The organism is Halopelagius fulvigenes, assembly GCF_055398025.1.
This window is the reverse complement of sequence record NZ_AP043846.1, coordinates 59,743-73,422: the sequence shown is the minus strand read 5'-3', so window position 1 is coordinate 73,422 and position 13,680 is coordinate 59,743. Positions and strand designations below refer to the sequence as shown.

The window sequence follows — 13,680 nt, the reverse complement described above, 5'->3', positions numbered from 1 at the left end:
CGGTGGGAGTCGGAGCGGACGAATAAGTGTTTTTGAGTGCCGCTACGGGTTCCCACGGCGCGACCGAGACGCGGACGATGCGGTTCCCGTCGGTCAGTCCTGTCCGGTTTCTATCTCGACTCCCTCGAACGTCGTCTCCACCGTCTCGCCGTACCGGTTCCCGTTCGTCTCGTCGTGGCGCTTGAACGTCGGCGGCGCTATCTCGACGTGGAGGTCGTACGTCCCGTCGCCCGGCAGTTCGACGTTCGCCCCGTAGTGGTGGACGCCGGGGTGCCACAGGAACGGCGTCTCGACCGGTCCGACCGTCTCCCCCTCGCCTTCGAGCGTCACCGTCACGTCGAGGTGGGGGACGAACCGCTTGTCCGCGCCGTCGGTGACGACGATTTCGACGTGGCAGTTCTCCTCGTCGGGTTCGACGAACTCGAACTCGCCCTCGTCGCGGAGTTCCCACATGCCCTCGGCCTCCTCCTGCGCGAACCCGACGTAGTAGTCGCCGACCCGCGTCACGTCGCCCGTATTTGCGACGCTCGTCATCATGTAGGTGGCCGACGAGTGGTACGCCTCGCCCTCGGTGCGGGCCATCTGCAGTTGGTTCCTGTCCACCTCGTCGCTCGGCTCTTTCTCGGGTTTCTGCGGCATCGTGAAATCGCGTCCAAAGTGGTGCGGAACGCGCGTAAGCGTGCTGGCCTCCCGCCGGTTCGAGGCACCGTTCGGTCCGTCGAACCGGTACCCTCGGTCGAAGGTGTGACCCTCCGTACCATCTCCCCGGACTGAGATACTCGCACTCAGCGAGAAGACTTTAGACGGTGAAAAGACACGAACAATCGTTATGGATGTCGAACGAATGTCACGACGCGAAACGCTCGTCGGAGCCGGTGTCGCTGTGGGTGCAGTCGGCGTGCCGGGCCTCGTCGGGAGCGTCTCGGCCGAGGAGACGACGACCGAGGAGGCGGCAGACGAGGAAACGACGGAGTACGAGCAACCGGACGAGGAGGGAACGCTCGCGGCCTGTTCGTTCAACGTTCGGTACGACAACCCGGAGGACGACTATCCGTGGGAGGCGCGCCTGCCGCGAGTCGTCGAGGTGGTGGACCAACTCGACCCCGAACTCCTCGGTATCCAAGAGGCGCAACCGAACCAGTTCGCCGACCTGCGAGAGACGGTCACCGACTACGAGTGGTACGGCGTCGGCCGCGAGGGCGGCGACGAGAGCGAAGCCGTCCCCATCGCATGGGTGTCGGACCAGTTCGAGGAACGGGACAGAGGGGTGTTCTGGCTCTCGCCGACGCCCGATGAACCGAGCATCGGGTGGGGTGCCGAGAACCCGCGAATCTCGACGTGGGCGAGTCTGACCCACGGCGAGACGGGCACCGACCTCTGGTTCTGCAATACGCACTTCTCCCACGTCGACCCTGAGGCCCGCCGCGAATCGGCCAACATCATCCGGGAACGGGCGATGGAACGTTCGGAGAACGGCGAGATGGTCGTCATCACGGGCGATCTCAACTCCATCCCGACGGAACCGCCGTACCACATCATCGCGGGTCGGACGGGCGCCGGTCCGAGTCCCGTCGTCGACGGCCGTCGCGAGGCCGGAACGAATTCGGTGTACGGTCCGTGGGGCACGTTCCACGGCTTCACCGACGAGTTGAAGGACCGAATCGACTACGTCTTCACCCCCGAGGAGGCCAAGGTACTCCAGTACCGGACCCTCGGAATCCGTGAGGGGGCGTACCGGTCGGACCACCTACCGGTCATCGCGCACTTCGAACCCTGACGGGACGGGCGGTCGTCCCCGCGGTCGGGTCTCCGCCGAGTGGCCCGACCACACGCTTAACTGTCGCGCCGCGGAGATTCGGATATGCGATTCGACAGACAGAGCGGCGTCTTCATGCATCTGACATCGCTCCCCGGGCCGCACGGCATCGGCGACTTGGGGGACGGTGCCCGGACGTTCGTCGATTGGCTCGACTCGGCGGAGCAGTCGCTGTGGCAGTTCTGTCCGCTCGGTCCCACGGCGTCGGTCCTCGGCAACTCGCCGTACCAGTCGTACTCGGCGTTCGCCGGGAACCCCCTGTTGGTCAGCCTCGAACGACTCCGAGAGCGGGGGTACCTGACGGACGACGAGTTGGAACCTGTCCCCGACTTCTCCGACCACGAGGTGGAGTACGACCGCGTCGGCGACTACAAGCGCGAGAAACTCCGCGCGGCGTACGACCGATTCGAGGAGGCGGCGACGGGCGACGAACGCGAGGCGTTCGAGGCGTTCCGCGAGCGAGAGTCCGCGTGGTTGGACGGGTACGCCCTGTTCATGTCGCTCCGGACGAAGTACGACGGCGCGTGGGTGGAGTGGCCCGAGGAGATACGCACCCACGACGAGGACGCCATCGAACGCCACCGAGAGGAACTGAGCGAGGAGATACGCTACCGCGAGTTCGTCCAGTTCGTCTTCGACAGGCAGTGGCGCGACCTGAAGGAGTACGCCAACGAACGCGGCGTGCGGTTGGTCGGCGACCTCCCCATCTACGTCGCCCTCGACAGCGCCGACGTGTGGGCCGCCCCCGAGGCGTTCGACCTGACCGAGGAGAACGAACCCGCCGTCGTCGCGGGCGTCCCGCCGAACCCCGGCGACGACGGCCAGTCGTGGGGGAACCCGCTGTACGACTGGGAGTACCTCCGCGAGAACGACTACGACTGGTGGATGGATCGACTGAAACGCCTCTTCGAACTCGTCGATATCACCCGCATCGACCACTTCAAAGGGTTCGACGAGTACTGGGCCATCCCTGCGGGCGAACCGCCGTCCGCGGGCGAGTGGCGGGACGGGCCGGGCGCGGACTTCTTCGAGGCCGTCGAACGCGAACTCGGCGACCTGCCGTTCGTCGTCGAGGACCTCGGCTTCCTCGACCACGGCGTCGTCTCCCTCCGCGACCGGTTCGACTTTCCCGGCATGCGCGTCCCGCAGTACGCGGCGTGGTGCGAACAGGGCCACATGTACCAACCGATGCACTACCCCGAGAACTGCGCGGCGTACACTTCGACGCACGACACGGACACCCTCGCGGGCTACCACGAGGACCTGCCGGACGACCAGCGAGACTGCCTCCACTACAACATCGGCGCGGACGGGTCGGAGATTCACTGGTCGATAATCGACGCCATCTGGCGGTCGAACGCCGTCCTCGCGTTCACGACGATGCAGGACGTCCTCGGACTCGGGTCCGACGCCCGGTTCAACGTCCCCGGCACCGCCGAGGGGAACTGGCGGTGGCGGTGCACCGAGGAGGGGTTCGACGCCGACTGCGCGAACCGCCTCGCCGGTCTGACCGACGAACACATCCGCGACTGACCGCCGAAGCCGTCGGATCTTCGGACGATGCGCGGGATTATCTGACAGACCGCCGTAGGCCGCGGCAGTGACTCGACGTGACCGACCGACGGTGAACGTCGTCCAGACGGAGTCGTGGGTCGAACTCCACCTGCGCTTCCTCTCGCACCCACGCCGCGTGACGAAGACCAGAAACGCCCTCTACGAGCGCATCTTCGAGGAGTTCAACGAGCATCCGGAACGGGTGAAGTTCCCCCTCGGGCGCAACCGCTGAGGCGTCGGCCGCCGCGCCCCCGACTTGCGCATCGAAACCCCGAAACGGGCCGCGGCCCTCTCGCGGCACGATGGAGTTGGAGACAGGTGCCCTCCCCTTGGCGGACGTGGACGGCCCCTTCGACCTGCAGGCGACGGTAGAGAGCGGCCAATCGTACCTCTGGGACCGCGCGGACGGTCGGATGTACGACTCGATAGACGTCCACGGCGGCGACGCGTGGTACGAGACGGTCGTCCCGCCGATAGACGGCGTCTGCGACGAGCGAACGGTCGTCCGCGTCCGACAACTCGGCGACAGGCTGGAGTGGGAGGCGACGGGCGACGCCGTCCCGATTCTCGGACACCTCCTCCGTCTGGACGACGACTTGGACGCGATTCTCGACGCGACGTCCGACGACCCGCTGCTCGAACGGGCTTACGACGCCTACGAGGGGATGCGCATCGTCCGCGACCCGCCGTTTCCCTGCCTGATCTCGTTCATCTGCTCCGCGCAGATGCGCGTCTCCCGCATCCACGGGATGCAGATGGCCCTCGCGGAGGCGTACGGCGACGAAATCGAAGTCGGGGGGCGGACGTTCGACGCGTTCCCCGCGCCGGACCGCCTCGCGGAACGGACGGAGGCGGAACTGCGCGGGTTGGGCCTCGGGTACCGCGCGCCGTACGTCCAGCGAACCGCCGAGATGGTCGCAAGCGGCGAGGACCCCCTCGACGCGACGGAACTGGGGTACGAGGCGGCCCGCGACAGACTCACCCGGTTCGTCGGCGTCGGCGACAAGGTGTCCGACTGCGTCCTCCTGTTCTCGCTCGGGTTCCTCGAAGCCGTCCCACTCGACACGTGGATCAAGTCGGCGATAGCCGACCACTACCCCGACTGCGGCCGGGGAACGTACGCCGAAACCTCGCGGGCGATTCGGCGGCGACTCGGCGGCGAGTACGCCGGATACGCGCAGACGTACCTCTTTCATTACCTCCGCGGAGGCGGCGAGTGAGAGGTCGAGAGCGAGGCGGACGGAGCGAAGCGGACGACCCTCGCGGTGGGTGTGAGCGGCGGAGTTCGCGACGTCTCTCCCCGGCGGTGTCCGGTCGTCCCGCCGTGGATCTCTCACTCTGTACCGGACTCTCTCGGCGTCTAGAGACTCATTTCGCGTGAAGCGCGGGCGAAGTTTCTTGCCGCAGGCAACGCTACGTTCTACTGTCATGGATTGCAGAGTCGTCGTCGAGGCCGCAGTTCCGGTGTACGACGTCGAGACGCCCGACGAAGCCATCCGCATCGGCATCTCGAAGACGGGCGAGATGCTCAATCCGGACCTCAACTACGTCGAGATAAACATGGGGTCGCGGACCTCCCCGTCGGGCGAGGAACTACCGCCCGCGTTCATCGCCGCAGACGAGGCGCTGGTCGCCCTCGAACTGGAGATGACCGTCTTCAACGTCGAACAGGAGGAACACGCCTCTCGAATCGCGCGGAAGGAGATCGGCCAACTCCTCGAGAACGTCCCGTTGAAGATTCTCCGAGTCGAAGAGCTGCCGGACGAGGAGGACGATCACGAGGAGTCCGACACCGCGGACGACGGTGACGACGACCTCATCCCCGAGTTCGAGGACCTCGTAGACGACTCCTGACGCGCCTCCGCGGCGACTCCCTCATCCGCTCTTCTCCCGAACGTGCCGTTAAGAAGGGTATAACGAAGCGCGCTCCGCTCTGCTATCGTATCGGTGCGGCACCGTGCGACTCTCGACGCACGGTCTTTCCGCGCGCCGATAGTAGTCACTCGTAGGTGTAACTGACTGGGAGTAACTGCGTTGGTTGTTCTCTCAGTCGGCCTTCGGAGCAACGGGTTCCTGCGTTGTCTCCTCAAGCGACGAGGTGATTCCTTTCGCCAGTTTGAACACGGCCGCTTTGTGGTCTGTCTTGGACTTGTGGATGGACGTCGGTCGGACCCCAAGTTCGTTATACGCAGTAAGTGGAACGTCGTCTTCTTCCCACTGTTCTACGTGACTGTGGACTTCTGCGAGCAGGCCGTGCAGGTGGATGAGCTCCTGCTTCTTCATGAGCAGCAGTTTGTTACAACCGGAGGATTATATTACTATCTTGACTCGCGTTAACACACGCCTTTCAAAATCGGGTGGATTACCCGGTCAATTCAGGCGTTTTTAACGTCTTCAATAGTGAAGGTTATCATCTGTTATCAGCCACATAACGGCGTGTCGAGCGATTGGCGTGAACGTTTTAGGGACCGCGTCCCCTCACGTCAGGTATGGACTACGAGGATACTCTCGACCGGGCGCTCGAGGAGACGCCGGACGTCGCGGAGGGCGAACACCGCTTCGAAGTCCCCGACCCGACGATTCGGCAGGAGGGTAACGCGACGGTGTACGAGAACTTCGAGGACACGTACGACCGCCTCGCGCGCGACCCGGACCACCTGCTGAAGTTCCTGCAGACGGAACTCGGGACGAGTGCGAACGTCGACGCTCGGGACCGCGCCCGGTTTACGGGGTCGTTCAAACAGCGTCGGGTCGCCGACGCGATAGACGAGTACGTCGATTCGTTCGTTCTCTGTAGCGAGTGCGGGTCGCCGGACACGCGACTCGTCGAAGAACAGGGCGCGACGGTGCTGAAGTGCGACGCCTGCGGGGCGCTCTCGCCGGTCCCCGACCAGTAACGCCGGTCGCGACACGCCGACTCCTTCTCGCCGCATCGCGCGCTACCGAACTCGATAGCGGTCGCTCCGTTACCGAGCGTCTGATTCCCCCGTTTCACCGAGTAACGAGGCTACTGAAACTGTTTCACCGTTTCTAGGTCGCGTTCGGTCCGCATGAACTCCGACAGTCGCCGGGTCGCCCCGCACCCTTCGCACGTAAAGTTCTCCTTCGGGTCGAACAGATCAGTCGGCGCAGACTCCCAGTCCTTCCGACATTCGGGACACAACAGACGGACAAAGGCTTCGACCATGTGGTCAGGTGACATTTGGCACGTCAATAAATGTTTCCGCGAATATAATACGCGCCGGCGGACGGCGACGGTCGGCACGTCTTCGGCCGAAATACGGCGATAAACCGCCGGTTATCGGCTCTCGGCGTTCGAAAAAAGCCCGGAAAGGGAGGTGTGGATAGAGTTACGGGACGCGTCGGAGACGCAGAGACGAGAGGAGAACACGGAGAGAAGACGGAAAGAGAGAGAAGAGAACCGTGGGCGGTTGTCGTCGGCGTCACCAGAGTCCCCGCACCGCTGAGCGATTTACGCGAAGATTCCTCGGTCGTCCGCTTCGAGGAGTTCCTTGTAGCGGTTGCGGATGGTGACCTCCGAGATGCTCGCCACGTCGCTCACCTGACTCTGCGTCACCTTCTCGTTGGTGAGCAGGGCGGCGGCGTAGACGGCGGCGGCCGCGAGGCCGACCGGCGACTTCCCGGAGTGGATGCCGGACTCCTTCGCGTTGCGCAGCAGTCGACGCGCCTCTCTCTCGGCCTCGTCGGAGAGGTCGAGGTCCGAGGCGAACCGCGGGACGTACTGCTCGGGGTCCGCGGGCTCGATTTCGAGCTTCAGTTCGCGGACGACGTAGCGGTACGTCCGGGTCAGTTCCATCTTGTCGACGCGGGAGACGCGCTCTAACTCGTCGAGCGAGCGGGGGGTGCCCGCCTGCCGCGCCGCCGCGTACAGCGACGCCGTCGCGACGCCCTCGATGGAGCGTCCCGGCAGCAGATCGTCGCTGAGCGCGCGGCGGTAGATGACCGAGGCCGTCTCGCGGACGTTCTCCGGCAGACCGAGCGCCGAGGCCATCCGGTCTATCTCGCCGAGCGCCTGCTTCAGGTTGCGCTCCTTCGAGTCGCGGGTGCGGAACCGCTCGTTCCACGTGCGGAGGCGCTGCATCTGTTCGCGCTGGCGCGCGGACAGGGACTTCCCGTAGGCGTCCTTGTTCTGCCACCCGATGTTGGTCGAGAGACCCTTGTCGTGCATCATGTGGGTCGTCGGCGCGCCGACGCGGGACTTCGAGTCGCGCTCGGAGGAGTTGAACGCGCGCCATTCCGGGCCGCGGTCCACGGAGTCCTCCTCGACGACGAGTCCGCAGTCCGTACAGACGGTCTCGCCGTGTTCCTCGTCGGCGACGAGGTCGCCGCCGCACTCGGGACAGGTCTCTTCTCGTTCGGTCTCGTTCGTTCGTTCTTCCGTCTGCTCGTCGGTCGTTCGCTGGCGGTTCGTGCTGACGTACTCTCGGATTGTTGTATCGCTCATGGTGTTGGGTGTTGACGCAGACTCGCCCAGGCCGGTGGAAGAGGGGAGAAAGAAGATGCCCGGACCGGCTGAGTCCTTACCCTTAGTAAGGCGGGAGACTACTTAAACCTTTGCTCGATTTCGGAGCGGCAAAACCGACTCACCACGCCTCAATAATCGTGAAATCAAGCGATTAGGTGAGTCTGGCGTTCGGGCAGAAGGGTGTCTTATACCTTTCGACACGATTATTCGTTACATCCAGCCCTCGCGCTGGAAGTGCACGAGGAGGATGAACGAGACGAGGGCCATCCCGACCATCACCGCGGGGTACCCGAACGCCCACTCCAGTTCGGGCATGTTGTACGGACTGTTCGCGAAGTTCATGCCGTACACGCCGACGACGAACGTGAGGGGGATGAATATCGTCGCCACGACGGTGAGGCGCTTCATCACCTCGTTCGTGGACTGCGAGAGTGCGTTGAGGTAGATGTCGCGGGCCCCGCGCGCCAGGTCGCGGTACGTCTCCGTCAGGTCCACCACCTCCACGAGGTGGTCGTACACGTCGCGGTAGTAGCGTTCTGTCTGTTCGCGGACGTGGACGGCGTCGCCGCGCGAGAGGACGCCGATGGCCTCCCGCGTCGGCCAGACGACCTTCCGGAACGAGAGGAGGTCGCGTCTGACCGCGTTCAACGACTCCAACACGTCGTCGTCCGGGCCGTCGAGGACGCCCTCCTCGACGTCTTCGATGGTGTCCTCCACGTCGTCTAAGAGGTCGAAGTAGTCGTCCACCACGCGGTCGACGACCCGGTAGGCGGCGAAGTCCGGGCCGTACCGGAGCGTCCGCCCGTCGCGGTTCTCCACCGACTGCCACACCTGCGACACCGCGCTGACCGGTCCCTCCTCGTCGGTTATCGTGACCAACCACTCCGGACCGAGGAACAGTCCGACCGGCCGCGTGCGAACCTCCTCGTCGAACGTCGTCTCCCCCCGTCGAAGCATCGCCGTCTTCACGAGGACGAACGTGTGCGCGGGGTACTCCTCGGTCTTCGGCCGCACGTCGTTTTGGATGTCCTCGACCGCGAGGGGGTGGACGCCGAACACGTCGATTATCTGCTCCAGTTCCGCGTCCGTCGGGTCGGCGACGCGCACCCACGTCGTACCGGGCGCGTCGCGCGCCTCCCGGAGGTCCGTCTCCGACTCGACTCTGACCTCGTTGACGTCGCCGGCGTCGTAGACGAGCGACGAAATCATTCCGCGACGTCCCCCTCGATGCTCCGGCCGATAGAGTAGAGCGTAACCCCGACCATCACGCCGATGACCGACGCGGAGCGACCAGGATACGCCTCGACGGTTCCGAGGACGTACCCGACCACTCCCAAGACGGTCAGGGCGATACCCGCGGCCCGCAACCTGTTCATGTCCGATTCTTTCCCGCAGGGGAGAAAAGCGTTGTTCGGTCGGCGGCGGTCCGATTTCCGGACGGAGCGTTCGCGTCCGGGCGTCGTCCGCCGGCTACGCGGGGTGCTGGATGGCCCGCATCATCGAGAGGACGTTCTGCTGTTCGCCGTTCAGCGGTTGCGGGTAGATGCCGATGGCGACCACGAAATCGTCGCCGTCGCGGTACTTCGTGACGTGGACGTACACGTCCACCTGCCGTCCCCGGACGTTCGCCTTTCCGGCGAACTTCGTCACTTCGGTCTCCGTCCCTTGGACGGTGATGGTTCGCGAACTCACCTCTCGAACGTCGGAGAGGCCGCTGTATCGGTTCTGCACGAGTTCAACGAGGCGCGCGTTCGAGTAGTCGCCGATGGGGTTGAGCGTCTGTCCGGCGACTTCGACGGCGGGCGTCGAGACGACGGTGAAGACGCCCACCTTCGCTTCGACGACCGCGAGGTCCAGCGACTTCTCGTACGTCGTCATCTTGTTCTCGGCGACGACCGTTCGCTCCTGCCCGGCGACGCTGAACGTGCGGTTCACCTCGACGGTTCGAGTCCCGTTCGAGGTGTAACCGGCGTTCGACGCCACGGACTCCTCGACGACGGCCGGGTCGGCGGAGACGGTGAGCGGTTTCTCACCGGTGAGGACGCCCACGCATCCGCTCGTCGAGACGAGCATCGCGACTGCGAGAAGGACGGCTACTGTACGGCGGATTTTCATAGTGTGCGACCGTTTCGCGCCGACAGAAATAAACTACGTGGACCGCGCCGGACGGTCGTCGGACGCGCCTCGTCCGTCGTCGGCGTCGTCTGCGTCGCCCACGCCGCGGGACTCGTTCGCCCGCCGGACGACGCGCCCGCTGTACCAGTAGTAGGCGAGTGCGACGAACGGGAGGGTGAAGGCCGCCCCGAACCAGAGGTGCCGGGAGTGCCCCCAATCGACGCCCTGCCGCCGGAGCGACTTGATGTCGGCGCGAATCAACCCGGCGAAGAAGAGGTGGGTGACGAGGACGACGGCCAACGCCCCCCGCAGGTCGAACCAGCCGACGACGAGGAACAGGACCGCGCCGATTCCCCAGATGACCGGGAGGATCGGCCGGTAGACGCCGCTCACCGACGGATCGTCCCGCTCTCGTTCGACGTCGCGTCCCCGCCTGTAGCCGTCGCCGCTCGAACCGCGACTCATCTCGTCCGTTCTACTCGGCGCACACGGTAAAAGGTCGTCGCGGTCAGCCGAGGTACCGAACCTCGACGGTGTGGGGTTCGCCGTCGAGCGAAATCGTAACCGCGTCCGCGAGTGAGTCTCGGACCGACGCGCGCCACCGTTCGACGGCCTCGGCGTGCCGCGCCCTGTGTCGCTCCCGCGTGTACGCCTCCTCGGACGCCCGCAGTTCGTCCCCCGTCCGGTCTACGGTCGGATACGGCAGGTCCTCGGCGAGAAACGCCTCGGGGCCGACGTGAAGCGGCGTCACCTCGCCGTCGTACTCGCCCTCCCCGCCTTCGACGTGCAACCGCGCGCGCATCCGCCCGGCGAACGGCGGCGTCACGCGGAGGACGGCGTCCGTCCCGCGCCGTTCGTTCGCCTCCAACGCCGTCACCACGTCGTCCGTCGTCACCGCGAGCGAACGGACGACGCGGGGGTCGGCGGACCCTCCGGCGTCGGCACTCTCGGACGCATCTCCCGACACGTCGCCGGGCGAATCGCCGGACGCGTCGCTCTCCGCCGCGCCGTCACCGCCCGACCGAGAGCGTTCGCCGTCCGCGCCCATCGGTCAGTCGCCCGCCGTCACCCGCGGTTCGGCGTCCGGCCCGAGTTCGCCGCCGCAGTCCGGACAGTTCGCCCGGAACGAGCCCGGAGAAACCCGTGCGCCACACTCTCGACAGACGAATGACACCCGTTCACTCATTTGTACGACGCCACGTTAGTCGTTCGCATTGTTAAGACTTGCCGTGGTATCGGGGACGGCCGATATCTGCGGCCGGCGAGTCAGAGGGCGGGAAGGAGGGTGCGCCACCCCGATGAACCGCACCTCGCAAGGTCCGCACTGACCCCTACCGAGACCGCGGTACGGCGCGGAGGTCCTCCGCCGGCGACGGTACGACGAGTTCGCTCCCGACCGGTCGCCCGCCACCGTTGCCGGTTTCGACTCCTCCGGGCCTGCATGCGGTGCTCCGTAGACCGGGAGACGGCCGAGGGGCGCGTCGGAACGGAGCGATGCGACGAATGTAGCACCGATTACAATTTCCGGCTACCGTATCACTCAAACTTCCTAAAACTCGGCGAGATGCCGTCTAATGCAACCAAATGGTCTACGGACGTAATGACAATGTAATTATGTGGGCCGCGATGGTCCGAGACCTACTATGGATGGAAACGAGACAGACGGTAGCGGTGATTCGCGCAGAGACTTCATGAAGAAGGGTGCACTGGCCTCGGGGGCGGTCGCGCTCGGCCTCGGAAGCTCCGGGAGCGCTGTCGCGCAGGAAGACGGTGGGGACGACGACGACATCCTCCTGAACGACGAGAAGATGGACTGCATAATGTACCAGAACGACTTCCGCCCGGAGGCGGAGTTCATCATCACGACGCCCGTCGTCGACTGGACGCCGAACGCGCCCGCGAACCTCGGAAGTCCTTTCGAGGGGTACAACACTCGGATGATAAGTTACCGTAACACGGGTGATAAGGTGCTGTTCTTCCAGGCACAGGACGCCCAGATTCCGAACTACAGCGAAGAGGCGGGCTACGTCGTCGACGACGACGAGTCGTTCGGCGAGAACGAGTTCACCCAGCCGGAAGTGTACTCCCTCTGGAACGAGGCGAGCTTCTACGAGGGGACGAACCGGCTCGTGAAGGCCAACTTCAGCCCGGTCGAAGAGGACTACGAGAACAGCCTTTTCGAGGGCGAAGGCTTCGACGAGAACGACGGCTGGCTCTGGTAACGCACCGCGGTCAGCACCGTCAGTCTCCCTTTTTTCGGCCAGTCCAGACGAGAGCCGCTTCGACCGCCGCCCACCCGACGACGACGAGGAGTTGGAACAGCATCCCGACGGCTTCGGCCGCCGAAACCCACCCGGGAAGCGCGAAGAGCGCGCCGTTGAGGATGACGCTCGGGACCAGCGAGGTGACGCGGACGGTCAGCCACGACGCCGGCCCGTCCGCGAGGGTGACTCGGCGGTCGGCGTAGTCGAGTCGCGCGGCGCTCTCGCCGCCGGTGCTCTCGTCGCCCGTCGGAAGCACCTCCGCGTCGTACACCCCGTCGGGAACGTCCGCCCGCCAGACGACGCTCCCCGTCTCGTTCACCGCGAAGATGCGGTTCCCGTGCGAATCGACGAGGACCGTGTTCCCGTTCGGAAGTCTGTCCGCGTCGCGCGGCCAGCGGAGTCGCGCGTCCCGCCACCGCCACGTCCGCGTCCACGTCCCGTTCTCTCGTTGGTACTCCACGATGCGGTTGTTCTCCGAGTCCGCGACGACGACGGCGGGGCCGCCTCGCTCCCTCGGGATGTAGTCGGGGTTGTGCTGTTCGTAGAGGATGCTCCGGTTATCATCCTCGCCGAGCGTCCAGTTGTGGAGCATCCCCTCTCCGGGCTCTATGAACACGACTTCGTCCATGTTCCGGAGGCTTGCCATCACGCGGCCGTCGTCGAGGTACTCCACGTCGTTGAGGTGCGACCAGTCTCCGGGGTACTTCCCGCCGCTCTCCTTCGCGTACGCCTCTCGGACTCGCCACTCCCAGATGACCTCGTCCGTCGTCGTGTTCACCATGTACACCCCGTCTCTGCCCGTCCTGATGTCAGCGACGAGCAGCACCGACTCGTTGACTCGGTCCACGTCGTGAATCTGCGATGACCCGACGCGGGGACTGACGACCGAGTACAGTCGCTCGGACTCGCCCGTGGTGAGGTTCACCCGCCGCACGACGTTCCTGATGCACTCCTCGGCCGCACACCGCGACGGGTCGACGCCCTCGCTGGCGACGTACGTGACCGTCCGCGCCCCCTCGGAACTCGGGTCGACGTCGTGGTAGATGTCGAACGTCCGTTCCCGGTAGATTCGCTCTCCGTCGGGACCGTACGCGACGAGTTGGCTCGGCCCCGTCGCGTCGATGGTGTACGCCGTCACCGCCCCGGGCCCCGACTCCATCGAGGGGTCCGTCGTCCGGTCGGCCTCCGCGGCGGTCGCCGTCAGAACTGGAACCGCACCGACGAGTAGTAACGAGAGCACGACCACCCTGAACCGACGCCGATTCCGTCTCACCGGTCCTAACATCTTCTGTGGTCTCGACCTGATGTCGTAGGTCGGCTCTGAACCTGTTGACTATTGTGGCTAGGGAACCGGTACCGGCGTCACCGCCGACGAAAAACGGGGAGTCTACGGAGGCGGTGCGCCGAGGCGCGGGGCCGACGGCGGTGCGACCGCATCGAGAACG

Annotated in this window: 16 protein-coding genes and 1 pseudogene; 7 read left to right on the top strand and 10 right to left on the bottom strand. The window is 65.3% G+C overall.

Annotation, left to right across the window (positions count from 1 at the left end):
• Positions 1–93: 93 nt before the first annotated feature.
• Positions 94–639 carry an iron transporter gene (locus tag ACZ522_RS04685; protein WP_379695469.1) on the bottom strand — a complete coding sequence of 182 codons (546 nt, stop codon included), beginning with the start codon at positions 637–639 and terminating at the stop codon, positions 94–96.
• A 205-nt stretch (positions 640–844) separates the two neighbouring features.
• Here ACZ522_RS04685 and ACZ522_RS04680 point away from each other — a divergent pair, with 205 nt between their 5' ends.
• The 5 genes and pseudogenes from ACZ522_RS04680 (at position 845) to ACZ522_RS04660 (ending at position 5,224) form a co-directional block, all read left to right on the top strand.
• On the top strand, positions 845–1,777 hold the full coding sequence (locus ACZ522_RS04680; protein ID WP_379695471.1) for an endonuclease/exonuclease/phosphatase family protein: 933 nt from the start codon (positions 845–847) through the stop codon (positions 1,775–1,777).
• A gap of 84 nt (positions 1,778–1,861) precedes the next feature.
• On the top strand, positions 1,862–3,349 hold the full coding sequence (gene malQ, locus ACZ522_RS04675) for a 4-alpha-glucanotransferase (RefSeq protein WP_379695473.1): 1,488 nt from the start codon (positions 1,862–1,864) through the stop codon (positions 3,347–3,349).
• Positions 3,350–3,428: 79 nt separating this feature from the next.
• Positions 3,429–3,602, top strand: a pseudogene (locus ACZ522_RS04670) (mechanosensitive ion channel family protein); the annotation flags it as partial.
• A 76-nt stretch (positions 3,603–3,678) separates the two neighbouring features.
• Entirely contained in the window at positions 3,679–4,590 is a 912-nt protein-coding gene (locus tag ACZ522_RS04665; protein WP_379699826.1) for a DNA-3-methyladenine glycosylase family protein, read from the top strand.
• 208 nt (positions 4,591–4,798) lie between these two features.
• Positions 4,799–5,224, top strand: coding sequence for a DUF555 domain-containing protein (locus ACZ522_RS04660; RefSeq protein WP_379695475.1), 426 nt, complete (start codon positions 4,799–4,801; stop codon positions 5,222–5,224).
• A gap of 192 nt (positions 5,225–5,416) precedes the next feature.
• Here the strand turns inward: ACZ522_RS04660 and ACZ522_RS04655 are convergent, their stop codons facing one another.
• Positions 5,417–5,653 (bottom strand): UPF0058 family protein, encoded by a 237-nt coding sequence (locus ACZ522_RS04655; protein WP_379695477.1) that lies wholly within the window; start codon positions 5,651–5,653, stop codon positions 5,417–5,419.
• A 206-nt stretch (positions 5,654–5,859) separates the two neighbouring features.
• On the opposite strand from ACZ522_RS04655, the gene ACZ522_RS04650 reads away from it, so the two are divergent.
• Positions 5,860–6,267, top strand: coding sequence for a translation initiation factor IF-2 subunit beta (locus ACZ522_RS04650; RefSeq protein ID WP_379695479.1), 408 nt, complete (start codon positions 5,860–5,862; stop codon positions 6,265–6,267).
• Positions 6,268–6,377: 110 nt separating this feature from the next.
• On the opposite strand, the gene ACZ522_RS04645 is transcribed toward ACZ522_RS04650, so the two are convergent.
• The 7 genes from ACZ522_RS04645 to ACZ522_RS04615 all read right to left on the bottom strand — a co-directional run bounded on the left by ACZ522_RS04645 (position 6,378) and on the right by ACZ522_RS04615 (position 11,019).
• Positions 6,378–6,557: a DUF7836 family putative zinc-binding protein gene (locus ACZ522_RS04645; RefSeq protein ID WP_379695481.1), complete on the bottom strand. Its 180-nt coding sequence runs from the start codon at positions 6,555–6,557 to the stop codon at positions 6,378–6,380.
• 285 nt (positions 6,558–6,842) lie between these two features.
• A complete protein-coding gene (locus ACZ522_RS04640) occupies positions 6,843–7,835 on the bottom strand; it encodes a transcription initiation factor IIB (RefSeq protein WP_379695483.1) in 993 nt (330 codons plus the stop codon).
• A gap of 231 nt (positions 7,836–8,066) precedes the next feature.
• Positions 8,067–9,065: a magnesium/cobalt transporter CorA gene (gene corA / locus ACZ522_RS04635; RefSeq protein ID WP_379695485.1), complete on the bottom strand. Its 999-nt coding sequence runs from the start codon at positions 9,063–9,065 to the stop codon at positions 8,067–8,069.
• A complete protein-coding gene (locus tag ACZ522_RS04630) occupies positions 9,062–9,232 on the bottom strand; it encodes a hypothetical protein (RefSeq protein WP_379695487.1) in 171 nt (56 codons plus the stop codon). The genes corA and ACZ522_RS04630 overlap by 4 nt, the downstream gene beginning before the upstream one ends.
• A gap of 94 nt (positions 9,233–9,326) precedes the next feature.
• On the bottom strand, positions 9,327–9,971 hold the full coding sequence (locus ACZ522_RS04625) for a DUF6517 family protein (protein WP_379695489.1): 645 nt from the start codon (positions 9,969–9,971) through the stop codon (positions 9,327–9,329).
• 33 nt (positions 9,972–10,004) lie between these two features.
• Entirely contained in the window at positions 10,005–10,436 is a 432-nt protein-coding gene (locus ACZ522_RS04620) for a hypothetical protein (protein ID WP_379695491.1), read from the bottom strand.
• Positions 10,437–10,479: 43 nt separating this feature from the next.
• Complete coding sequence (locus tag ACZ522_RS04615) at positions 10,480–11,019, bottom strand: DUF8009 family protein (RefSeq protein WP_379695493.1); 540 nt, start codon at positions 11,017–11,019, stop codon at positions 10,480–10,482.
• A 568-nt stretch (positions 11,020–11,587) separates the two neighbouring features.
• Between ACZ522_RS04615 and ACZ522_RS04610 the strand changes: the two genes are divergently transcribed.
• A complete protein-coding gene (locus ACZ522_RS04610; protein ID WP_464391795.1) occupies positions 11,588–12,193 on the top strand; it encodes a twin-arginine translocation signal domain-containing protein in 606 nt (201 codons plus the stop codon).
• A 19-nt stretch (positions 12,194–12,212) separates the two neighbouring features.
• Here ACZ522_RS04610 and ACZ522_RS04605 read toward each other — a convergent pair whose 3' ends face one another.
• Positions 12,213–13,475, bottom strand: a complete 1,263-nt coding sequence (locus ACZ522_RS04605; protein ID WP_379695497.1) for an arylsulfotransferase family protein — start codon at positions 13,473–13,475, stop codon at positions 12,213–12,215.
• Positions 13,476–13,680 lie beyond the last annotated feature (205 nt).

Coding starts and splice junctions, on each gene's coding strand:
- ACZ522_RS04685 (WP_379695469.1), bottom strand. CDS start 639: ATGCCGCAGAAACCCGAGAAAGAGCCGAGCGACGAGGTGGACAGGAAC.
- ACZ522_RS04680 (WP_379695471.1), top strand. CDS start 845: ATGTCACGACGCGAAACGCTCGTCGGAGCCGGTGTCGCTGTGGGTGCA.
- malQ (WP_379695473.1), top strand. CDS start 1,862: ATGCGATTCGACAGACAGAGCGGCGTCTTCATGCATCTGACATCGCTC.
- ACZ522_RS04660 (WP_379695475.1), top strand. CDS start 4,799: ATGGATTGCAGAGTCGTCGTCGAGGCCGCAGTTCCGGTGTACGACGTC.
- ACZ522_RS04655 (WP_379695477.1), bottom strand. CDS start 5,653: ATGAAGAAGCAGGAGCTCATCCACCTGCACGGCCTGCTCGCAGAAGTC.
- ACZ522_RS04650 (WP_379695479.1), top strand. CDS start 5,860: ATGGACTACGAGGATACTCTCGACCGGGCGCTCGAGGAGACGCCGGAC.
- ACZ522_RS04645 (WP_379695481.1), bottom strand. CDS start 6,557: ATGGTCGAAGCCTTTGTCCGTCTGTTGTGTCCCGAATGTCGGAAGGAC.
- ACZ522_RS04640 (WP_379695483.1), bottom strand. CDS start 7,835: ATGAGCGATACAACAATCCGAGAGTACGTCAGCACGAACCGCCAGCGA.
- corA (WP_379695485.1), bottom strand. CDS start 9,065: ATGATTTCGTCGCTCGTCTACGACGCCGGCGACGTCAACGAGGTCAGA.
- ACZ522_RS04630 (WP_379695487.1), bottom strand. CDS start 9,232: ATGAACAGGTTGCGGGCCGCGGGTATCGCCCTGACCGTCTTGGGAGTG.
- ACZ522_RS04625 (WP_379695489.1), bottom strand. CDS start 9,971: ATGAAAATCCGCCGTACAGTAGCCGTCCTTCTCGCAGTCGCGATGCTC.
- ACZ522_RS04620 (WP_379695491.1), bottom strand. CDS start 10,436: ATGAGTCGCGGTTCGAGCGGCGACGGCTACAGGCGGGGACGCGACGTC.
- ACZ522_RS04615 (WP_379695493.1), bottom strand. CDS start 11,019: ATGGGCGCGGACGGCGAACGCTCTCGGTCGGGCGGTGACGGCGCGGCG.